Source organism: Pontibacterium sp. (genome assembly GCF_041587635.1).
GTDB lineage: Bacteria > Pseudomonadota > Gammaproteobacteria > Pseudomonadales > Balneatricaceae > Pontibacterium.
Genome location: NZ_JBFGYC010000012.1, coordinates 1 through 22,355 on the forward strand (window position 1 = coordinate 1; position 22,355 = coordinate 22,355).

Consider the following 22,355-nt stretch of genomic DNA (forward strand, 5'->3'; position numbering starts at 1 on the left):
CCTGTAGGGTCGGATTCATCCGACCGGTAGTCTGGAAGACTACCCTACAACGGGCTCTGGTGGCTTGGGCGGAGCCGATAGGGGCTGCTCAACAGGTTTATACGATGACGTGAGATATCGATCCCGACCTACCTTGTAGGGTCGGATTCATTCGACCGGTAGTCTGAAAGACTACCCTACAACGGGCTCTCGTGGCATGGACGGAGTCGATAGGGGCTGGTCAACAGGTTTATACGACGACGTGAGATATTGATCCCGACCTACCTTGTAGGGTCGGATTTATCCGACCGGTAGTCTGGAAGACTGCCCTACAACGGGCTCTGGTGGCATGGACGGAGCCGATTGTGACGATCAACAAGTGTATACGATAACGTGAGATAGCAATCCCGACCTCCTGTAGGGTCGGATTCATCCGACCGGTAGTCTGGAAGACTACCCTACAACGGGCTCTGGTGGCTTGGGCGGAGCCGATAGGGGCTGGTCAAAAGTTATATACGCGACGTGAGATATTGATCTCGACCTCCTGTAGGGTCGGATTTATCCGACCGGTAGTCTAAAGACTACCCTACAACGGGCTCTGGTGGCATGGACGGAGCCGATAGGGGCTGGTCAAAAGTTATATACGCGACGTGAGATATCGATTCCGACCACCTGTAGGGTCGGATTCATCCGACCGGTAGTCTAAAGACTACCCTACAACAGAATCGGGTAGGTTGGGTCGAGCCATCGGCGATACCCAACAACGATACCCAATAGATACGAGACAAGACAGGATCAGTGACTGATCGCGGCAGACGCTTCTGCTGCGGCACCTTCCAACTCGTTCAGGTGTGCCAAAAACAGGGTAAATATCTCTTACTGGGTTGAGGTATTCAGGCGGGTATGAATATTCTTGCGATGTACCTTCACCGTCCCCAAGCTGATGCTCAGCATGTTGGCGATTGCTTTGGAGGAGTGTCCCTGCAAGATCAGGCCTGAGATCTCCTGTTCGCGTCTTGTCAGGACGCCGCTGCCAAAAGTATTAAGCGCCTGCTTCATGGCACCGTCAGATTTCTCGTACTGTACATATTCCTGTGACTGAGACAGCCAGAACTGACGCACCAGCGAGTTAATAATCGGATAGATATCCTGCAAGCGATGAAGCTCTGCGCGGGTAATTGTGCCCAGACTGGATTTTCGGCCCAGCGAGATGGTGCAGGTCACGTGCTTATCCAGCTCTATAACAAAGTTGATCTCATCGACCAGGTCGAAGTCTTTATAACAACTTTGATAATACTCAGTGGTTTCAAATGAGTCAGGGGCAATTTCTGCCAGACGACTCACACCCGGTGACATGCCGTGTTGGATAGCATTAAACAACGGGTCCAGAATATAGGACTTATTGATGTAGTTATGCAGCGTCGGGCTTTGATCTGCCGGATCGGTTGGATGCAGGATGATGGGTTTGAATGACTTTTTATAGGTCACCATCAGTACGGTATCAAAATGGCACTGGGTGGCCAGAAAGTCAGCCAGAACTTTGGGAAAACTGCGCAGGCGGATATGGTCGATCAGTGATGCGAGATCTTTCTGCCAGCTTACGGATTGTGCGTCCGGATGATATCTGTTGTGCATAAAAGCCTCTCTGAATCGGTTTCCTTGCCGCGTCGGTAGTACCGTACTATATGTGATTAAAAAAGCTGGCTACATCGCTGTAGCCAGCGAAAAAGGAGTTGTAAAACAACTCCCTGTCTCGGATTTAGCTAACAGACTCAAGTGTCAGATCAAAGCAGATGCGTGCTTTCTCAATCAGCTCGTCCACTTCTGCGTGGCTGATCACCAGCGGTGGTGACAGCACCATGCGGCTACCCACAGCGCGCATGATCAGGCCGTTGTTAAAGCAGTGGTCGCGGCAGATCATGCCGATGTCCAGATCACTTGGGAAGAGCTCTTTTGCCTCTTTGTCCTTAACCAGTGCAATACCGGCCACCAGACCCACGCCTTCGATATGACCGACGAGCGGATGCTCTGACAACGTCTCACGCAGTTTCTGCTGAAAGTATGGGCCAATATCTTTGCCCACGTATTCGACGATGTTTTCTTCTTTCATCAGGCGGATGTTTTCAATCGCGACAGCCGCAGCGACCGGATGACCGGAGTAGGTGAAGCCGTGGTTGAAATCATCATCGTGTTCAATCAGTGCGTTGGCGATGCGATCACCGACAGCAACGGCCGCGATCGGCAGATAGCCGGAGGACAGACCTTTCGCCATAGAGATGATGTCCGGTTTGATCTCCAGCGTGTCGCTGCCAAACCAGCTACCGGTGCGGCCAAAACCACAGATCACTTCGTCAGCGGCCAGCAGAATATCGTACTTCTGGCAGATCTTCTGGATTTCGCTCCAGTAGTTAGCCGGAGGAACGATCACACCGCCTGCACCCTGAATCGGTTCGCCGACGAAGGCAGCGACATTGTCCGGGCCTACTTCCAGAATCTTCTCTTCCAGCGCTTTGGCGCAGGCGATGCCGAACTCTTCTTCGCTCATGTCGTCCGCTTCGCCATACCAGTATGGCTGGCGGATGCGTTCGATGTTTGGCACCAATGGCGCGCCCTGTTTATGCATGCCGCTCATGCCGCCCAAGCTGGTGCCGCCGACGGTGCTGCCGTGGTAGGCATTTTCCCGGCTGATCAGAATGTTGCGGTATGGCTTGCCTTTAATGGCCCAGTACTGACGTACCATGCGAATGATCGTATCGATCGCTTCAGAGCCAGAGTTCGCAAAGAAGATGTGGTTCAGATCACCTGGTGTCACGCTGGCGATCTCTTTCGCCAGCTCAGCTGCCGGAGTATGCGTGGTCTGGAAAAAGGTGTTGTAGTACGCCAGCTCGTTCATCTGTTTGGTGGCAGCATCGACCAGCTCTTTGCGGCCGTAACCCATGTTGACGCACCATAGGCCCGCCATTCCATCCAGAATCTTCTGACCTTCGCTATCCCACAGGTAAACGCCTTCACCTTTACAGATGACGCGTGCGCCTTTTTTATTCAGTGCGCCGGTATTGGTAAACGGATGCAGGTGATGTTCGGCGTCGGTGGCCTGAACGACGGCGGTGATTGAGGAATTGTTGTTTTTATCTTCTAGCATCTCTCTCTCCCAACGGTGCTTTCACTGAATAGTAAATGGCGTGAAAGCTGAAGAACGTGACATTGTTAATTGAAAAATTGTGATCATAAAAGAAAAGGAGGTGTGCTCCTTGGGATGATCATTTGATTTCATTTTGTGATCACAAAATTACAAAGTCAACAAAAAAACTGACATGGCAGCACGCCGAGTTGTGCAAAAAACAGTCTGATTTTGTCTGGAAGCGGGATGGATTCTGGGAATGAGGGGTTGCGAAAAAAAAGTGCGGAAAGGAGGGGGAGCCGCTAAATCTAGTTAACGGCGTGAGTCGATTTTTCGATGAAACTGTGCAGCAGTTCGGGGGTGCCAGCGAAGGCGATACCCTCGCGAATATCGGCGGTGATTGCCAGTTGGAGGGCAAATGCATCCTGCTTTTCTATCGCACTCATCGCTTCATTATGCCTGTCGATCAGATAGTGTTCTTCCAGTTTGCTGGTGGCCAGTCGCATAAAAGGACCAAGCTGTAACCACAAACTTTCAATCAGCGGCAGCGTGACCTGGTGGGGGTTCGCTGTATACAGTGCGCGATGGAAATTCTGATTAAGAATGCTGACCTGCTCCAGGTCACCTTGCTCCTGAGCCACGTCTATCAGGTGGTCCAGCTCTCTGAGATGTTCCAGTCTTGTTGCGTCTATATAGGGTAGTGCTCGCGCTGCGGCATGAGATTCGATAGCGATACGTGCTTCGCAGAGTTCATTGAACTTCATCGCAGTCATGCGGGGCACCATGACACGGCGATTGCCCTGAATCTCCAGCGCATTTTCTGCCGCAAGCTGGCGCAGCGCTTCGCGTACGGGCATTGGGCTAACGTCCAAAATACGAGCTAGCTCGCGAATCGTGAGGGCGCGACCGGGTAAAATCTGGCCATTCATCACCGCGTAGCGCAGGGTCTGATATACCCACTGGGTTATAGTTACAGCGTCGTCACGCTCAGTTAAGGTGATTTCTATCGGAGATTTTTTATCCATTTCGGTTACGACTTGGCTCTTTTTTATCTCCTATTCTAATGCGATCACGAATCTGGGTGAATGGTTTTTTGTCTTTCAGGCAAATCTTGACCATAAGGATGATTTGTGATCACATTGGGTTAAGGTTTGTGATCACATTTTTGGTTTTGCTCTATGCTCAAAAGAGAGCGTGCAAAACACAGTGGCACATGTAGCACTGCACCGAATAAGTGCGACAAGATTTCGAGAGAGAATCTTATATATGTCTTCTAATAACGATAAAGAATTTGACCTGTTTATTACCGACCTCAACGGTAATCTGCGCGGCAAGCGTATGCCTGCAAACGCAATCAGCAAGGTAATGGAAGAGGGCGTTAAACTGCCGCGCTCCGTTATCGGTTTCGACTTCTGGGGTGATGATGTACTGGACAATGGTCTGGTATTTGAAACCGGCGACAGCGATGGTGTGTGCATGCCTGTGCACGACAAACCGGTACCCGTGCCTTGGGCTGAGTCTCCACGTGACCAGATCCTGGCGACGATGTTCAACCCGGACGGCACACCGTTCAGTGCAGACCCACGTCAGGCGCTGAATTCAGTGGTTGATCGCTTTAAAGCACTGGGTCTGACCCCGGTCGTGGCGACTGAGCTTGAGTTCTACCTGATGGATGGCAAGTCTGAAGAGACGCAGCGCCCGCAGCCGCCGATTCTGGTGGAAGGTCATGGCCGTCGTTTGGCGGAGACTGATTGTTACTCCATTGATGAGATGGATGGTCTCTCTTCTTTCTTTGCCGAAGTGCGTTCTGTCTGCGAAGAGCAGGGTGTGCCAGCGGATACGATTATTTCTGAGCTGGGCCCGGGTCAGTTTGAGATCAATCTCAACCACGTACCGAATCCAATGCAGGCCGGTGATCAGGCGATTATGTTTAAGCGTCTGGTGCGAGGCATTGCACGTAAACACGGTTATGCCGCGACCTTTATGGCAAAACCGTATGCCAATAAGAGTGGCAATGGCTTCCATGTGCACTTCAGTTTGCTCAACGAATCCGGTGAAAACGTCTTCGACAACGGTGGGGATGAAGGTACTGATGTACTGAAACACGCTGTAGCGGGTCTGATGCACACCATGGCTGACAGCATGCTGGCCTTTGCCCCGCATATGAATTCCTACCGCCGCTTTATGGTCGGTGCACATGCGCCAACCTGTGCCAGCTGGGGGTATGAAAACCGTACCGTGGCGATCCGTATTCCGGAAAGTCCACCGATTGCCCGCCGTATCGAACATCGTGTTGCGGGTGCGGATGCGAACCCGTATCTGGTGTTGGCGACGATTCTGGCCGGTGCGTTGTACGGTATTGAGAACAAGCTGATGCCACCATCCCCGATTCAGGGTGATGCCTACACCGAGGCGAATCAGGATCTGATCTTGCCGAACAAGTGGGATGAGGCGACCGATATCTTCAACCGCAGTGAAGTGTTGAGAGAGTATCTGGGCGATGAATTTGTGCGGGTGTTTACCGCCGCTAAACGTCAGGAACTGCGAAAACTGCACGCGCAGATCTCCGATATAGAATACGAATCCTATCTCGGATTCTTGTAAGACCAGACCCCTGTGGATCGCCGTAAGGCTGATTCACAGGGGTTTTTTTATGCCTTGCTGCAAGGTTTTCATGATTGATGAAAATCAAAGGTATACCGCTCTGTAAAGCGCGAGAAGGTGTTGCTGAAAGGGCTCATTTGGTCTCGGCTTATACCTTTACTTAATTGTTAACTGCATGATTTATAAGGGGTTTTTAAAATACCTACTGGGGGGTATATAGATCATCCAAGTGGGTAGCGTACATTCAAATTAGCGTGTTACGCGTGACGAGATAAGCGCCTTAAAGCGACTGTCTCTGGCTAGGCTTGAACGCGGTTGATAGAGCAGACCCCTATCGTCTCTGATGACCGTGATAATAAAAACAAAAGATAAACGTCTGATGACGCCAAACGAAACCTACGGGTTGTGAGGGTTACCAGATGCAGCAGCGAAATGCTGTGCCTAAAATGGAGAATCTTTATGCACCTCAAGAAAATTGGTTTGACCGCCGCACTTCTTACCGCCGCTCTGTCTACTACTGCTGTCGCTGAACAGCAGGTTCTGAACGTCTACAACTGGTCTGATTACATTGATCCCGCAGCGGTGAAGCAGTTTGAAGCTGAAACCGGCATCAAAGTGAACTATGACGTTTACGATTCAAACGAAGTTCTCGAAGCCAAGCTGATGTCCGGTGGCAGCGGCTACGATGTGGTGGTGCCAACCGGTTCATTTTTGGAACGTCAGGTTAAGGCGGGTATCTATGCTGAGATCGACCGTTCTAAGCTGAGCAACTACAGCAATCTCGATAGCGTGCTGATTGAAAAAATCTCGCGTCATGATGCCGGCAACAAGCATAACGTTCCGTACGCATGGGGCACGATTGGTCTGGGTTACAACGAAGCGATGGTGAAAGCCCGTTTGGGTGATATGCCAGTTGATACGCTGGACCTGCTGTTCAAGCCGGAAGTTGCGGCCAAACTGGCGGATTGTGGTATCGGTTTGCTGGATTCACCGGCAGAGGTGATGTCCATCGCGCTGAACTATCTGGGTCTTGATCCAAACTCTGAAAAGAAAGCCGATCTGAAAAAGGCCTCTGCGCTGATCAGTGCGGCCCGTCAGAACTATAAGTACTTCCACTCCGGCAAATACATCTCTGATCTGGCAAATGGCGAAATCTGTGTCGCGCTGGGCTACAACGGTGATGTTCTGCAGGCTCAGAGCCGTGCAGAGGAAGCCGGTCAGGGTCACAAGATTGGTTATGCCATTCCTAAAGAGGGCACGCTGGTCTGGTTTGATCTGATGGCGATCCCGTCAGATGCTCCGCACCCGGATGCAGCACATCAGTTCATCAACTACGTGCTGAAAGCTGAAACCGGCGCTGGCATCGCGAACTACGTCTACTACGCAGTTGCGAACAAAGCAGCGGAGCCGTTGTTGAACAAAGATGTGATTGGCAACCCGGGTATCTACCCATCAGACGAAGTGAAAGCGAATCTGTTTACCCAGAATGCGCACACGGCGAAGTTTGACCGTAAGCTGACGCGTGCCTGGACAAACATCAAAACCGGTCGTTAAGGCCCATACTAGAAGGGGAGCCTTGTTCCCCTTCTGTTTCTCGACCGCTGCATTCGGCAAGTCTCTAAATAAGCATGTTCTGTTCAGAGTGTGCTTATTTAGAAACTTCCCCCTTTGGAATTTCTGGTTTGGTCTGATCTAAAAACCGTAGGAACAGTGATCCACCGGATTTTTTCAGAATTACTAATAAGAATAAATAAACGAGGGTTTGTTATGACTTCCTCTCAGGTAATCGATATGCAGAGCTCCACCGCGGCCGCCACAAAAGAGGTACCGCTGTGGAAGCAGGATGGCGCTGAGCCCTTCCTGAAAATAGAAAACGTCACCAAAATGTTTGGTGAGTTTACAGCTGTCGATAATGTCTCTCTGAATATTTATAAAAATGAACTGTTCTGTCTCTTGGGTGGATCAGGTTCCGGTAAAAGTACGCTGCTGCGTATGCTGGCCGGCTTCGAATCACCGACCAGTGGCCGTATCCTGATTGATGGCGTTGATATGTCGGGTATCCAGCCGTGGAAACGTCCGGTCAATATGATGTTCCAGTCCTATGCGTTGTTTCCTCATCTGACCGTGGCTGACAATATTGCCTTTGGCCTGAAGCGCGAAGGTGTGGGCCGCAGCGAAGTCAAAAAACGTGTCGCTGAGATGCTGGATATGGTGCAGCTGGGTCACTTGGGTAAGCGTAAGCCGAACCAGTTGTCTGGCGGTCAGCGTCAGCGTGTTGCACTGGCCCGTTCCCTGATTAAACGTCCGAAGTTGCTGTTGCTGGATGAGCCATTGGGCGCACTGGATAAAAAGTTGCGTGAAGAGACTCAGTTTGAGCTGATCAATATTCAGGAAGAGCTGGGTGTGACCTTTGTGGTCGTGACCCACGATCAGGAAGAAGCGATGACGCTGGCGAGCCGCATTGGTGTCATGAATAACGGTGTGATCGTCCAGACGGATGAGCCGCATGATGTCTACGAATATCCCAACAGTCGTTTTGTGGCAGAGTTTGTCGGTTCGGTGAACTTGTTTGAAGGGCAGGTGACACAGGATGAGCCGGACAGTGTGCGGATCAGCTCACCGGAAGCCGGTGCGACCTTATATGTTAATCACGGTATCAGCTGTGCGCCGGATCAAGTGGTGCATGTGGCGATTCGTCCCGAGAAGATCACCATCAGTCACAACCGCCCGAATCAATCTGAGAACTGCTTACAGGGTGAGATTGAAGAGATCGCTTACATGGGCAGTTTGTCGGTCTTTAAAGTACGTCTCCCAAGCGGAAAGGAAGTGCGTGTCACGCAACCCAACTTTACTCGTGATATGGGCGAACGCTTTACCTGGAATGACAAAGTGTTCCTGTTCTGGGATGAAGATAGCAGCGTGGTACTGACCGTATGAGTATCTCAACTGGATCCGCTTGGGTCGACGGCTCTTCGGCGTTGATGAAGCGATATAACTTATTCCGAAGCATTAATTGGGGTAAAGCCGCAGTTGTTGCGGTGCCGGGTCTGTGGCTGGCGATATTCTTCTTTATCCCGTTTCTCGTCGTGTTCAAAATCTCCCTGTCTGAAACAGCGATCGCGGTACCACCCTATACCTCGCTGCTGGAATGGGATCTGGAGGAGGCCTATGTCACCTTCAAGATGAACCTCGGCAACTATCTGTATCTGATTGAAGACGCGTTTTATCTGGATGCGTATCTCAGTTCGATCAAGATTGCCGGTGTATCTACCTTCTTTGCACTGATTGTGGCGTTTCCAATCGCTTACCTGATCGCCCGTTCTGAGGGCTCTACCCGTGGTTTGTTGCTGGCGCTGGTGATCCTGCCGTTCTGGACCTCGTTTCTGCTGCGTGTATACGCGTGGATGGGGTTTCTGAAGAAGAACGGAATCGTGAATGAGTTTCTGCTTTCAACCGGTCTGATCGATCAGCCACTGGTGATGCTGCAAACAGACTTTGCGGTGTATATCGGTATTGTTTATACCTACCTGCCGTTTATGGTGCTGCCGCTTTACAGCGCTCTGGAAAAGATGGATGTCAGTTTGCTGGAGGCTGCTGAGGATCTGGGCTGCCCGCCGGTGAAAGGGTTCTTCCTGATCACGTTGCCACAGGTGATTCCGGGTATTGTTGCGGGTTGTATGCTGGTGTTTATTCCGGCCGTGGGTGAGTTTGTGATACCGGCGTTGTTGGGTGGTTCTGATACCTTAATGATTGGTCGTGTGTTGTGGGATGAGTTCTTCCTCAACCGTGATTGGCCGATGGCCTCGGCAGTGGCGATTGTCATGCTGGTGGTGCTGGTACTGCCCATCATGTTGATACGTAACGGTCAGGGTAAAAGTGAGGAGGCCATCTGATGAAACGCAGATCATTATTCCTGAATTTCGCAGCTGCAGGTGGTTTCCTGTTCCTGTACGCGCCCATTATTGCGCTGATTATCTACAGTTTTAACAAGTCTAAACTGGTGACGGTTTGGGGTGGCTGGTCATTAAAGTGGTACGGTGAGCTGTTCCAGAATGAGCAGATCATCAACGCCGCACTGCTCAGTTTGAAGATCGCCTTTATCAGTGCTTCGCTGGCGGTGGTGCTGGGTACGATGGCCGGTTTTGTCCTGAGCCGTTACGGACCGTTTCGCGGCAAAATGATCCTGTCAGGCTGGATTACCGCTCCGCTGGTGATGCCTGAAGTGATTACCGGTCTGTCGCTGTTGCTATTGTTTGTGGCGATGGAGGGCCTCTTCGGATGGCCATCGGGGCGCGGCACCAGCACCATCATCATCGCCCACACCACATTCTGTATGGCATATGTGGCGGTCATTGTGCAGGCGCGTCTGGCATCGATGGATGAAACACTGGAAGAGGCGGCGATGGATCTGGGCGCGAAGCCAAGCTCACTGTTCTTTCTGGTGACGCTACCGCTGATCGCACCGGCGATTATCTCCGGTTGGCTGCTGTCCTTTACCTTGTCGCTGGATGATCTGGTGATTGCCAGCTTCGTCTCCGGTCCGGGTAACAGTACCCTGCCGATGGTGATCTTCTCCAAGGTCCGTCTGGGGGTAACACCTGAGGTGAACGCACTGGCCACCATTATGATCGCGATTGTTGCGATTGGCGTTATCGCGGCGATGTACCAGATGCGCCGTCAGGCCCGATTGCTGGCGAAGCCGGAATAACCACTCTGTTTGTGTTCACTCGCTTCTGCACGGGCGAGTGGACACAAATGCTCTAATTTTGTTTTGCAGGAAATAGTCATGAAGATAGGTATCCTCGCCACCGGTATTACACCGGATGAGTTAATCAACCAGTACGGTTCTTACGCCGATATGTTTGTGCAGCTGTTTGATAAAGCGCAGCATCAGTTTGAGTATGAACTGTTTGATGTGCGAGACGGTGTATTCCCACAGAGTGCGGCGCAATGTGATGGCTGGATTATCACGGGTTCTAAGTTCAACGTTGACGAAAACCGTGATTGGATGATCAAGCTGAAGCAGCTGATTGTGGATATCGACGCGACGGGTAACCCGATGGTGGGTATCTGCTTTGGTCACCAGATCATTGCTGAAGCCTTTGGTGGCAAAGTTGAGGCGTTCGAAGGTGGCTGGGGTGTGGGTCTGCACCGCTACGAGATGGTGGGTGACACCCGTTTTATCGCTGACGCGCCAGAATCGTTTACGATCAGCGCCATGCATCGCTACCAGGTGACGGCAAAACCGGATAATGCATCCGTCTTCGCTGAGTCTGATTTCTGTCAGTATGCCGGTCTGGTGTACGGCGACAATATCCTCACCTTTCAGGCGCATCCTGAATTTAATCTGCAATACGAAGATGCGCTGGTCGATCTGCGTAAAGGTACGGCGATCCCTGATGAAACGGCGGATGCCGGTCTGGCGACTTTGCGTCAGGACGGTGCGGCGACTGACTCTATCGAAGTGGCACACTGGATGGCTGACTTCTTAACCCGCAAAGCGGTCTGATCTACACAACGCCGTAGCCACGGACTAACGGCTGGCTACGGCATCTTATCTGTTTTCTAACGTTACCCCTCTATCTCTTCAGCTTGGCAGCATGATCAGGCTTTGGGTTCCTGTGCCTGCTTGTCTGCAACGTTGATGGAAGGGCAGGAGCTCCAGATATGAATCTTTCAGTCGGTCAGCGCATTATGCTGACGATGGTTGTGACACTTGCATTGTTTCTGGCTACCTCACTGGTGGCGTATCAAAGTTTCAACTCGGTCAGTCAACAAGTCTCATCGGTCATTCACGATGCCACACCCCGGGTAACGATCAGCGCAAACCTGCGCGCGAATCTGGCGGATACCCAGTACATTCTGCTGAAGTACATCAGCGGTGCCTCGGACACGGACAGCAAAAAGATCAATGCCGAACTGAAGGCTCTGGATAAGGCGTTTAAAGACGATTTTGCATCGTTAAGCCGCATCGAAGGTGAATCCGTCACGCTGGTAGAGATGCGTCAGGTGACAGCCGAGATCTTCAAACAGTCAGAGAAGATTGTCGCTGAGAAAGCTCGTGTTCGCGCTGAGCAGGCGCATATTCTAAAGCAGGCCGAAGAGTTCAAATACCTGACCGGCGAAATGGCCTATACCCTTGAAGACCTCTTGCACGAAGAGTTTCGGTTCGAGTTTCTCAAAGTGGTGAAGCCGCTGCGTGATGATATCGCGTATCTGAACGGGCAGGTGGCTCAGTTGCTGAAATCGAGTGAGCCTGAAAAGGTCGCGCAAATAGAAGCGGAGATTAGTAAATACGTACAACGTCTGGATCAGGCCGTACCTACCGTTGAAGCGCTGGACAAGGAAGCCTATGAATCGATCATGGAGATCTGGCTGCCGTATCGTGAGCAGCTTACCGCTGAAGATCTGACGCTCACCTCCTATCTGCAATCGCTGGCGGCTTTGCGTGAATCAGAACGTCTACTGGCTCATACTGAAAAAATGGTGGCTCGCAACAACCACCAGATAAACCAATTTATCGATGCCGCCACCCGGTATGCTGCGTCAGTGCAGCAGGCCACCAATGACACCATTAATGACGGCAAACTGTTGATCGCCGCAGGCACGCTGTTAGCTGCACTGTTCTCCGCGTTCTTTGGTTATCGCCTGATCACCTATTTGCAACGCTCACTCAATCGTGTGGTGTCGGGTATGGGGCGGATCGCGTCCGGTGATCTGGCCACTGAGCTGGCGATTGTGGGCAATGATGAACTGAGTCATCTGGCGCAAAGCACCAATACACTGTCGAGCGAGTTACGCCATTTGGTGGAAGAGATTGTTACGACGGTGGGTGAGGTACACAAAACCGCCACCACCGGCAGTGAGATCAGTCGCAATACCTTAAGCGGGGTTGCGCAACAGGGTCTGCAAAGCGCGCGACTGGCAGCCACGGCGACCGAGATGGAAGCCAGTGCTACCGAGGTGGCGACCCATGCGGATCAGACATTATCCGATGCGGTTGAAGCGGACGCGATTCTGGAAACCAATAACCGCTCCCTGATGGAAAACAGCGAAGCGATCAACGCACTGGCAGGGCAGGTCACCCGCTCCATGGAGGAGGTGAAATCGCTGCAACAACACAGTGACTCCATCAGTGAGGTGATCAACGTGATCAAAGCCATTGCCGAACAAACCAATCTGCTCGCGCTGAATGCCGCGATAGAGGCGGCGCGTGCCGGAGAAACCGGGCGGGGTTTTGCAGTTGTGGCGGATGAAGTGCGCTCACTGGCCACCCGCACACAAGGCTCGATCAGCGCGATTGAAGAGACCGTCAACAACCTGCAGCAGGGCGCAGGTAAAACGGTGAGTGCGATGTCCAATTGTTCTGCTGATGCGGTCAGTTGCAGTGAGCATCTGGATCGCAGCACCCGTGAACTCAACAAAGTGGTTGAAGCGGTACAGCGGATGCGAGAGATGAATTCACTCGTGGCTAACGCTACCGATGAGCAGAGCGCGACCGTGCGTGATATCAGCCAGAGCCTGAATGAGATCAACAGCATTATGGAAACCACAACAGCGGGTGCAGAGCGCGCAGCCGGAGAGAGTGCCTCGCTGTTACAGTTGTCGGATAACCTTATGGGGTTGGTGAAGCGGTTTAAGGTCTAAGCGCTAGGTGTGTTTTAGGGCAGCGTCATAGTGAGTAGTCACTTGCCTGATTCGTGCATAAGGTAAGTGATTGCTCGCTATAGCTGGATACTCCGAGTATGAACCCTGCTCCAATCTGCGCAGTGGTTTTAGTACCGCTTAGCCTCAGGGTTACTCGTCTACAAAGCGAATAGGCGGCTTCGAGCTGCGATCAACGTCCAGATGAAAAATATCGGGGCGACCATAGTGACCCGCCACATCAAGCGCCTTTCTCGAGCTTCGGGCATCTTCAACGTTGATATCCGCATACAAGATCCCTTTATCCTGATGTAACGGACCGCTGTGTACGCCGCCGAAAGGCTTCACAATCACCGCATCGCCGGGGTTCACCCACTCATTGTCATTAAACAGCGCGTCCCGCTCTGGAAAATCCTCAGGAATATCTGAGCCGTGCAATGCGGTGGCCGTACTCAGTACCCAGCAGCCGCCTTCACGCGCGATATGGTTCATCGAGGCGAGCCACATCTCACCGCTGTCCCAGGTTGGCGCAATATAGATATCAATGTCTTGAGCAAAGAGGGCGAATCGAGCGAGAGGCATGTAACTTTCCCAGCAGATGAGACACCCAATACGTCCAACAGGTGTATCAACGACGCGCAGACCGGAGGCATCGCCCATCCCCCACACCATGCGCTCCGGGTTAGTCGGCATGAGTTTTCTATGGCGGTTTAGAATCTTGCCATCTGAGCCGATCACAACGACGGTGTTGAACAGTGTGGTACCGCTGTACTTTGAATCCACCTCATTCAGGCCCATGACCACCACAACGTTATGCTTGGCCGCGGCCTCACATATACGATCCAGCCCGCCCTGACCGATATCGACCGCATTTTGTCTTAGCTTTGTGTGCAGCAGGTTACCCAGCGCCATATCCCCACCGGGGCGCAGTCGCCAGATCCACGTGGGATACCCGGGCAGGTAAGCTTCGGGGAAGACAACCAATTGAGCCCCGTTGGATGCCGCTTCTTCCAAACTCTCCAAAGCACGTTGTGTTGTTGCTTCGAGATTGAGTAATACCGGCGGTTTTTGTGCAATAGCTACCTTGGTGGTCATTGTGCTTCCCCTTTGAGCGACGTACTACCAAGCATAGCAAAGAGTCCGGATGGTGGATCAAAAAATGATCAATTGTTTTTGGGTGGAAGTCGGGAGCAAGGTGCAATTAATAAGGTGGCTAACAAGGTGATCAAAGAGCCGAGCAGTGACTTCGGCAATGGAGTGGTTTTGGGGCGATTGGCGGTCGTAACCGGGTACAACGTATATCCCTAATCCTGATCTACTTAGTTTGCCTTTGCCGCACAGATCCCAGCAGACATGCTTATAACCACACAGCTGCTATTCTTAAGTCGATTACACGAAACAGATCTCTCGAATGTTTAAAGCTGCGGAGATAACCCCTTATGTCAGACGTAAAACTCCCCAAAACCTACACCCGCATACGGGCGCAGTATCCCAAACTGGCTGAAGCGATTGATGAGCTTGGGCAGGTAGTTAGACAGGAAGGCCCAATCGATCTGAAATCAGCAGAACTGATTAAACTGGCCGCTGCTGTCAGTATCCGCTCCGAAGGTGCAGTGCATAGCCACGCTAAACAGGCACGGGCAGCCGGAGCTAGCACGGAAGAGATTCACCATACGATCATATTGTTGACCAGTACCATCGGCTTTCCGGCAGTCATGGCGGCCTTAAGTTGGGTGGACGACATTATCGATCATGGGGATGTTGGGCATTACCCGTGATGTGTGGCGTAGAAGGACGATTTTTCTGGCGCAGCCAACAGAGACACATGCCTTGCAACTGGGTAAATCACCTTTATCACGGAAGTATTCACCCAGCAGTATTTTACCTCGGACCCTGTAGTAGCGGTCTCCGACCGCGACAAAACCGTCATGTATCTACCAAACTTCGGTCGCCTTCGGAGAAGGCTGCTACTACAGGTTATGGGTACGATCACATTTGCCCTGTTCATACAGCCATCAATCCGGTTGCTGCGGTCTAGTTCGATGCGATGGGTAATTGGAGTACCCGTATCGAAATCTGTTATTTCGATTAACCTGCGTAGCTTGGGCAATTCAGGTGGAAAATCAGGATGATGACCTTCCATTCTTCGTTTTTCTCTGGCAACACTCCCTCTCGCAACTCTTTCGATGAGCTGTTGGTATTTACGCGACCTTCGATACATTTTATTCCTCCTATCCTTGGAAGATATTTGAACCTTGCAAGCTACCAATGCTTGCAAGGGCTGTATATTAAAATAATGAAATGGACGCCCCTCCTAAACTGCTAGTTGATGCGGTTAATAAGAGGGTCTTAATCATGGAAACGGTAGCGGTTGTAGGCATTGATTTAGCAAAGAACGTTTTTCAAGTTCATGGTACCGATGCCTCGGGTCGACGTGTTTTTAACAAGTCGTTGCGTAGAGCTTCGGTCGCTAAGTTTTTTGCTAATTTGCCTCCTTGCTTGGTCGGAATGGAGGCTTGCGGTAGCTCCCATTACTGGGGGCGGGTTATTTCTGATCTGGGGCATGATGTTAAGTTGATGCCGCCTCAGTATGTGAAACCCTACGTTAAGACGAACAAAAATGATGCAGCTGATGCAGAGGCGATTTGCGAAGCCGTAACGCGACCAAGTATGCGGTTTGTTGCAGTAAAAACAGAAGACCAGCAAACGCTGTTACTCATACATCGCGAGCGAGATGGTCTGGTAAAAGATCGCACTGCTTTGATTAACCGATTGCGGGCAACATTGGGCGAATTTGGCATAGCGGTTCCCGCAGGGCGGGGAAGGCTGAAAAGGTGGTTCCAAGAGTCCTATGGAGATCGAGAATCGGAGTTGCCCCCGCTCATGCGCCGACACATACAGCGTATGAGAATCAGGTTGACGGAGCTCGAGCGTTTTATTGCTGATCTTGATGCAGAGATTGATCGTGATATAGCGCGTAATGATGCATGTCGACGTTTGTTAGAGGTGCCCGGCATCGGGAGACTCTCAGCTTCGGCACTGGTCGCTTCAGTCGGGAATGGACACGCTTTTAAATCGGGACGGCAGCTATCTGCTTGGCTGGGGTTGGTTCCGAAACAGCATTCGAGCGGTGGTAAGTCTGTTTTACGTGGAATCAGTAAGCGTGGTGATGCATACCTACGAAAAATGTTAATCCACGGCGCGAGAGCGGTGTTAAGGCACCTTAACCCAAAGAGAAAGGTGCTGACTCGATGGCTTTCCGACCTGCTGGCAAGAGCTAACTTCAACGTTGTAATCGTTGCGCTCGCCAACAAGCTGGCCCGAATAACCTGGGCATTACTGAATAAAGGAAGTCGGTACGTAGAGCCGACAGCAATATAAAAAGGATTGTTCCGGAGGTGTCGTAGGTAAGACGAAATGATGGCAAACAGGTCATACCGTGATTTGGAAAAGCTGTGTCTAACATCGTTCTGCGAGAACGTTATAAATGATTAGCACCAAATCAGCGGAGTTCATCAGGGATCATGGCGAGAGCTTATAGAGTCCGGATAGATGGCTGCACGTCCTAATGCCAAATATTGTCGTTTTACTTGCACAACAAGGGGCGTCCATAGATGTTAGGCATAGTGGATATGAGCCGAATTCAAGAGTCAGAAGAAGTACTAAAAGAGTACTTGAAAATTGCGGCGACCTATTCGTTTCCGTTATTTTGGGGAACACAGGAGAAAGGAATAGTCCAAAATGGAACGGCTTTTATACTAGATGCTGGGTCCAGAAAATTTGTTGTAACTGCCGCTCATGTATATCGCTCTTACCTAACACAAAAGGGTCAAGGGAAAGCAAGTATTTGTCAGATAAGTAAACTTGCTGTGGATCTTGAAAAACGTCTTTTGTCTATTCCAAACTCTAACGAAATAGATATCGAAACGTTTGAAATTAGTGATCAGGAAATAGATAAAATAGGCGCTAATGTTTTAAGAGGGAGTAACGATTCATGGCCACCCTCGCGTCCTAAACGAGATAGTATGGTTGTGGTTTCAGACTTTCCTGGAATAGAACGTCAGGAAAAAGGAATAGATTACTATTCATTTGGATATTATTGTTTTAATACACCCATTAACACCATAAGTGACAGGAATTTTGGTTGCTCTTTCGATAGAAAATATTGGGTAGACGCACGAGGTAAAGGATTGCCGCCTACTAACTATGATATGGGTGGTATAAGCGGGGCACCAGCAACCGCATTAATTAAGTCGGAATTTGGCATAGTAACGTGGAGATTAGCAGGCATAGTGTATGAATCTGTTGCTTCAGAAATGTTAGAGGAAATTATGTTTGCCCATCATGTAGACTTTATTCGATCAAATGGCGAAATCAAAGAAAATGCCTAACAATGTCATCAAAAATCGCGCACAGAGTGCGCTGAATTCGCAACAAGTTGCTCGCCCTTTATGGCGGCGTTATGCGCACATTGAAAGTATTATTTCTAGAGATAGCAATGGGAGATAAAGATGGACAATGAAGAGATTGTTAATGAAGACTTTGAAGTTCAGTTAAAGTCTTTAAAAGAAATATACGAACAAAGCACATTAAAAGAAAAGCACAAACTAAATGAATATATTAAATATATTTTGCAAGCGCATGGTAGTAAAAATACTGAAGAAATAGAAAGAGACTTAAAATAAAAAACGCATAACAAGGCAAGGCTGTGGATGCTTTGCACCACAGCTTGATGCGTTAGACGCTCAATAAGAATCATGTGAATTGAGGGGATGGCATGTCATTGAATGCAGATGATCCACAGATAGATCAAGCAGCCTCCCCTCGCCAGTGGTTCAGGCTAGTTATGGTGTATCTCCTGATACCACTGGTTTTATTTGTATGCGGTGGCGACCTCGGCTGGTGGCAGGCCTGGCTATATTCCCTGCTTATCTTGGTCGCTGGTATTGGTGGGCGCATATGGGCGGAACGGCTGCATCCCGGATTAACCGCTGAAAGACAAAATATGAAAAAGGTCCAAAGTGCGAAAGCCTGGGACAAAGTGCTTGCTCCACTGATGGCGCTGAGTGTGAGTTTCCCGCTGGTCATTGTAGCCGGGCTGGATCATCGTTTTGGCTGGTCATCCCCGTTTCCATTGTGGCTCATCCTGCTTGGCTTCCTCTTGATCTTGCTCGGATACGCCTTCGCTGCGTGGGCATTGATAGAGAATCGCTTTTTCTCCAGCGTGGTGCGTGTTCAGGTGGATCGAGGGCATGTGGTGTGTGACAGTGGCCCCTATCGGATGGTGCGACATCCCGGCTATGCTGGAAATATGTTGGCACTCCCAGGCATGGCATTGGCCTTAAGCTCGACCTGGTTACTTATTCCGGCGGCGGTTGCGCTGATCATCGCGGTGATTAGAACGGTGCTAGAAGACCGGACTCTACAGGACGAGTTGCCGGGTTATCGCGACTATGCGCGACGGGTACGCTATCGGTTGATTCCGGGGATTTACTGAACGGTGGGCAGATAGCTGCCCTAACAGTGCGCTCATTCAGACACGAACTACGCTGCGCCGTACCGCTTGAACGTTATCTATTCGAGTTGCCCGCTATTGGTAGACACCTTCTGCCGTCAAGTTTACTTTTGGTGTGGGGCTGTGGCTTAACCGGAATTGCCACTTTTCTACTTAACCGCGGGCGAACGTCTCGGCATGAACAGTGCGGAGTCCTCAAACCGATATTTATGTTCATTCGTCAGCCTTACTTAATCTCCACCTCAATCAGCGTAATGTCCGTATCTGACGGGTTAATCACGTTGTGTTCCACTCCCGCATCACGGTAGTAACATTCTCCCGGTTTCAACGCGACAGGCTTAGGGCCTTCGCCCGTGTCGATCAGTAGCTCACAGGCCTGCATGGGCACAATCACGTAGTCTCTCTCGTGGCGATGCCAGCGGGTTTCGCAGTGCGCGGGAAAGAGCAGGTGGTTCACGCAGGTGCGTGGATTGTCGATCTGTTCTGTCAGTACGAAAAGTGGGCGTTCAGTCATTGTTATCTCACGGTGTTATTGGTGTTATCTGGAGGATGCTCTTGGCGCTGTTCTATGCATCTGGGTGTGAGTCCAGATCGCGATATTGCCTGGGTGGTGTATAAAATGCTGCGGAATGACGCGGTGTCGTTGTTGCTTGGAGTGGTATTTGTTTGGATCAGGAAGGACGCTGTCGTATGGAAAAGCAGTCGCGCCTCCTTTCATGGGAAGGAAGGCGCTAGGTGGCACGGTACAACATTATCCGATCACTTTTTCACTACGTAGTCTGTCGATCTCTCCGTCATCCATGCCGAGAACTTCATTAAGCACTTTCTGGGTGTGCTGCCCCAATTGAGGGGATGCCTGTCCATATTGGATCGGCGTTTCAGAGAACTTAACTGGATTCGCCACGCTAGGGACTTTGCCTGCAGCTGGATGATCCAGTTGTACCTGCATCTCCCGGTGGAGTATCTGTTCGTTCTCAAAGACCTGATCCAGGGTATTGATCGGACCACTGGGTACGCCTTGCTCGGCAAGGTTTTCCAACCACCACTGGGTATCGTGTTGCTGCATCAGCTTACGCACAATCGGGATGAGCGTCTGTCGATTGTTCACCCGTTGCGAGTTGGTAAGAAAGTCAGGATCCGATGCGAGTCCCGGTGCACCGGCAAGCTTGCAGAACTTCGCAAACTGGCTGTCATTGCCTATCGCCAGAATGACGTGGCTATCAGCCGTTGCGAAGGCTTCATAGGGCACGATTTTGGGATGTGCGTTACCCAGTCGTTGTGGTGGTTCGCCACCGACGAGGTAGTTCATCGCCTGATTGGCAAGGGTCGCGACCTGAACATCCAGCAGTGCCAGATCGATATGCTGGCCGACACCGGTTTCTGTACGGTGGAGGAGGGCTGCTTGAATAGCGTTTGAGGCGTAGAGACCTGTCATCACATCGGCCAGCGCCACGCCGACTTTCATCGGTTGTCCGTCCGGTTCGCCGGTGACACTCATCAAGCCACCCATGGCCTGAATCATGAAATCGTAACCTGCACGCTTGCTGTAAGGACCGTCTTGCCCAAAGCCGGTAATGGAGCAGTAGATCAGCTTGGGGTTGATCGCCTTAAGGCTTTCGTAGTCGAGGTTGTATTTTTTTAAGCCGCCGACCTTATAGTTCTCCAGCACAACATCAACGTTGGCGGCGAGGCGGTGGATCAGGGCTTGTCCTTCGGGAGAGGTAATATCGACGGCAATGGATTGTTTGCCACGGTTTGCAGAGTGGAAGTAGGCCGCATCGGTTGGGTTTCCGGCGGCGTCTTTGACGAACGGAGGTCCCCAGCCACGGGTATCATCCCCCGATCCGGGCCGCTCCACTTTAATAACGTTGGCTCCAAAGTCTGCCAGCATCTGGCCGGCCCAAGGGCCCGCCAGAATCCGACTCAAATCCAGAACCTGAATATGAGACAGTGCTGTTTTCATTAGAAGAATGCCTGAATGCCTGTTTGTGCGCGTCCCAGAATCAGCGCATGAACGTCATGCGTACCTTCATAGGTGTTGACCGCTTCAAGGTTCATTACGTGACGGATAACGTCAAACTCATCGGAGATGCCGTTGCCACCGTGCATATCGCGGGATACACGTGCGATATCCAGTGCTTTACCACAGTTGTTACGTTTCAGCAGTGAGATAAGCTCGACCGGGCAGCGTCCTTCATCCATCAGACGGCCCATCTGCAGGCAGCCCTGAAGACCCAGGGAGATCTCGGTTTGCATGTCAGCCAGTTTTTTCTGGATCAACTGGTTTGCAGCCAGTGGGCGCTGGAACTGAATGCGGTCCAGGGTGTACTGACGGGATGCGTGCCAGCAGAATTCCGCTGCACCCAAAGAACCCCATGCGATGCCGTAGCGTGCTTTGTTCAGGCAGCCAAACGGTCCGGCCAGACCTTCTACACCTGGCAGAATGTTTTCGTCAGGAACAAACACATCTTCCATGACGATTTCGCCGGTGATGGACGCACGCAGGGAGAATTTACCCTCAATCTTAGGTGCGCTCAGGCCTTCCATGCCTTTTTCCAGAATGAAGCCGCGTACGACACCATCCAGTTTCGCCCAGACAACAAAGACATCGGATACCGGAGAGTTGGTGATCCACATCTTCGCACCTTTCAGTACGTAGCCGCCGTCTGTTTTAGTGGCGCGGGTTTTCATGTTGTTTGGATCAGAACCTACATCCGGTTCAGTCAGACCAAAGCAACCAATCCATTCGCCGGAAGCCAGCTTCGGCAGGTACTTCATACGCTGCTCTACGGTGCCGTACGCGTAGATAGGGTGCATGACCAGAGAGGACTGAACACTCATCGCAGAACGGTAACCGCTGTCGACACGCTCAACTTCACGGGCAACCAGACCGTAGCATACGTAGTTTACGGCTGAACCGCCGTACTGCTCAGGCAGAGTGGAACCCAGCAAACCCAGTTCGCCCAGTTCCTGCATGATTTCTGTATGGAAGATCTCTTTGCGGTTAGCTTCAAGAACGCGAGGTTTTAACTGGCCCTGACAATAGTCATGTGCTGCATCGCGTATCATTCGCTCTTCTTCGGTCAGCTGTGTTTCCAGAGAGAATGGGTCTTCCCAGTTAAACGCTGGCTTCGTTGAAGATTGACTCATGGTTCATGCCTCTTGTTTGTTATTCTGTTGCGCTTTCGGGCAGTACGATTCAAGTGATGTGGTTTGTCGTCACAGCAGCAATAACAGCGTTAGGAGTGCGAACTCCTGACTTTCTGTCATGCGTAGCGCGCTGAATGTACCTATGCCTGCATGCATTGATATGTTGTCGGGTCGTGACCGCGTTGTGCGTAGGATGGTGGTGGATCTGACACTATCCCTGTCGACCTCGATTTTGATTAATCCATATTAGGTGCAACTGAATATTTGCATAAATAGTGATCGATCAATGCTTAGGTTAAGGGGGATAAAACTAAGATAGCCGTTGTTTTAAAAGCACATGGA

19 protein-coding genes are annotated in these 22,355 nt (G+C 51.0%); 12 read left to right on the forward strand and 7 right to left on the reverse strand.

Going from position 1 to position 22,355, the window contains the following annotated elements; translation table 11 throughout:
- Positions 1 to 855: 855 nt before the first annotated feature.
- The 3 genes from ABYW01_RS01620 to ABYW01_RS01630 form a co-directional block, all read right to left on the reverse strand.
- On the reverse strand, positions 856 to 1,614 hold the full coding sequence (locus tag ABYW01_RS01620) for a LuxR C-terminal-related transcriptional regulator (protein ID WP_372830799.1): 759 nt from the start codon (positions 1,612 to 1,614) through the stop codon (positions 856 to 858).
- Between the two features lie 124 nt (positions 1,615 to 1,738).
- A complete protein-coding gene (locus ABYW01_RS01625) occupies positions 1,739 to 3,121 on the reverse strand; it encodes an aspartate aminotransferase family protein (protein WP_372830801.1) in 1,383 nt (460 codons plus the stop codon).
- Positions 3,122 to 3,408: 287 nt separating this feature from the next.
- Positions 3,409 to 4,125, reverse strand: a complete 717-nt coding sequence (locus ABYW01_RS01630; protein ID WP_372830802.1) for a GntR family transcriptional regulator — start codon at positions 4,123 to 4,125, stop codon at positions 3,409 to 3,411.
- A 241-nt stretch (positions 4,126 to 4,366) separates the two neighbouring features.
- Here ABYW01_RS01630 and ABYW01_RS01635 point away from each other — a divergent pair, with 241 nt between their 5' ends.
- The 7 genes from ABYW01_RS01635 (at position 4,367) to ABYW01_RS01665 (ending at position 13,351) form a co-directional block, all read left to right on the forward strand.
- A complete protein-coding gene (locus tag ABYW01_RS01635) occupies positions 4,367 to 5,704 on the forward strand; it encodes a glutamine synthetase family protein (RefSeq protein ID WP_193954672.1) in 1,338 nt (445 codons plus the stop codon).
- 459 nt (positions 5,705 to 6,163) lie between these two features.
- The gene (locus ABYW01_RS01640; RefSeq protein ID WP_193954671.1) at positions 6,164 to 7,258 is read left to right on the forward strand and encodes a polyamine ABC transporter substrate-binding protein; all 1,095 of its coding nucleotides are present in this window, start codon (positions 6,164 to 6,166) and stop codon (positions 7,256 to 7,258) included.
- A 213-nt stretch (positions 7,259 to 7,471) separates the two neighbouring features.
- A complete protein-coding gene (locus ABYW01_RS01645) occupies positions 7,472 to 8,641 on the forward strand; it encodes an ABC transporter ATP-binding protein (RefSeq protein WP_372830803.1) in 1,170 nt (389 codons plus the stop codon).
- The gene (locus tag ABYW01_RS01650; RefSeq protein ID WP_372830805.1) at positions 8,638 to 9,597 is read left to right on the forward strand and encodes an ABC transporter permease subunit; all 960 of its coding nucleotides are present in this window, start codon (positions 8,638 to 8,640) and stop codon (positions 9,595 to 9,597) included. Before ABYW01_RS01645 ends, ABYW01_RS01650 begins: the two co-directional genes overlap by 4 nt.
- Complete coding sequence (locus tag ABYW01_RS01655) at positions 9,597 to 10,412, forward strand: ABC transporter permease subunit (protein WP_372830806.1); 816 nt, start codon at positions 9,597 to 9,599, stop codon at positions 10,410 to 10,412. Before ABYW01_RS01650 ends, ABYW01_RS01655 begins: the two co-directional genes overlap by 1 nt.
- Positions 10,413 to 10,490: 78 nt before the next feature.
- Positions 10,491 to 11,213 carry a glutamine amidotransferase gene (locus ABYW01_RS01660; RefSeq protein WP_372830807.1) on the forward strand — a complete coding sequence of 241 codons (723 nt, stop codon included), beginning with the start codon at positions 10,491 to 10,493 and terminating at the stop codon, positions 11,211 to 11,213.
- 158 nt (positions 11,214 to 11,371) lie between these two features.
- A complete protein-coding gene (locus ABYW01_RS01665) occupies positions 11,372 to 13,351 on the forward strand; it encodes a methyl-accepting chemotaxis protein (protein WP_372830808.1) in 1,980 nt (659 codons plus the stop codon).
- A gap of 150 nt (positions 13,352 to 13,501) precedes the next feature.
- On the opposite strand, the gene ABYW01_RS01670 is transcribed toward ABYW01_RS01665, so the two are convergent.
- Positions 13,502 to 14,443 carry a carbon-nitrogen hydrolase family protein gene (locus ABYW01_RS01670; protein ID WP_372830809.1) on the reverse strand — a complete coding sequence of 314 codons (942 nt, stop codon included), beginning with the start codon at positions 14,441 to 14,443 and terminating at the stop codon, positions 13,502 to 13,504.
- Positions 14,444 to 14,787: 344 nt separating this feature from the next.
- Here ABYW01_RS01670 and ABYW01_RS01675 point away from each other — a divergent pair, with 344 nt between their 5' ends.
- The 5 genes from ABYW01_RS01675 to ABYW01_RS01695 all read left to right on the forward strand — a co-directional run bounded on the left by ABYW01_RS01675 (position 14,788) and on the right by ABYW01_RS01695 (position 18,845).
- Complete coding sequence (locus ABYW01_RS01675) at positions 14,788 to 15,126, forward strand: carboxymuconolactone decarboxylase family protein (RefSeq protein WP_372830810.1); 339 nt, start codon at positions 14,788 to 14,790, stop codon at positions 15,124 to 15,126.
- A 577-nt stretch (positions 15,127 to 15,703) separates the two neighbouring features.
- Positions 15,704 to 16,729, forward strand: coding sequence for an IS110 family transposase (locus ABYW01_RS01680; protein ID WP_372830811.1), 1,026 nt, complete (start codon positions 15,704 to 15,706; stop codon positions 16,727 to 16,729).
- A gap of 251 nt (positions 16,730 to 16,980) precedes the next feature.
- On the forward strand, positions 16,981 to 17,739 hold the full coding sequence (locus ABYW01_RS01685) for a hypothetical protein (protein ID WP_372830812.1): 759 nt from the start codon (positions 16,981 to 16,983) through the stop codon (positions 17,737 to 17,739).
- Between the two features lie 120 nt (positions 17,740 to 17,859).
- On the forward strand, positions 17,860 to 18,033 hold the full coding sequence (locus ABYW01_RS01690) for a hypothetical protein (RefSeq protein ID WP_372830813.1): 174 nt from the start codon (positions 17,860 to 17,862) through the stop codon (positions 18,031 to 18,033).
- Between the two features lie 320 nt (positions 18,034 to 18,353).
- Complete coding sequence (locus ABYW01_RS01695; RefSeq protein WP_372830814.1) at positions 18,354 to 18,845, forward strand: isoprenylcysteine carboxylmethyltransferase family protein; 492 nt, start codon at positions 18,354 to 18,356, stop codon at positions 18,843 to 18,845.
- Between the two features lie 244 nt (positions 18,846 to 19,089).
- Here ABYW01_RS01695 and ABYW01_RS01700 read toward each other — a convergent pair whose 3' ends face one another.
- From ABYW01_RS01700 to ABYW01_RS01710, 3 genes are all read right to left on the reverse strand, one after another.
- The gene (locus tag ABYW01_RS01700; protein WP_372830816.1) at positions 19,090 to 19,377 is read right to left on the reverse strand and encodes a cupin domain-containing protein; all 288 of its coding nucleotides are present in this window, start codon (positions 19,375 to 19,377) and stop codon (positions 19,090 to 19,092) included.
- Positions 19,378 to 19,614: 237 nt separating this feature from the next.
- Complete coding sequence (locus tag ABYW01_RS01705; RefSeq protein WP_372830817.1) at positions 19,615 to 20,826, reverse strand: CaiB/BaiF CoA transferase family protein; 1,212 nt, start codon at positions 20,824 to 20,826, stop codon at positions 19,615 to 19,617.
- A complete protein-coding gene (locus tag ABYW01_RS01710) occupies positions 20,826 to 22,013 on the reverse strand; it encodes an acyl-CoA dehydrogenase (RefSeq protein WP_372830818.1) in 1,188 nt (395 codons plus the stop codon). Before ABYW01_RS01710 ends, ABYW01_RS01705 begins: the two co-directional genes overlap by 1 nt.
- Between the last annotated feature and the right edge of the window lie 342 nt (positions 22,014 to 22,355).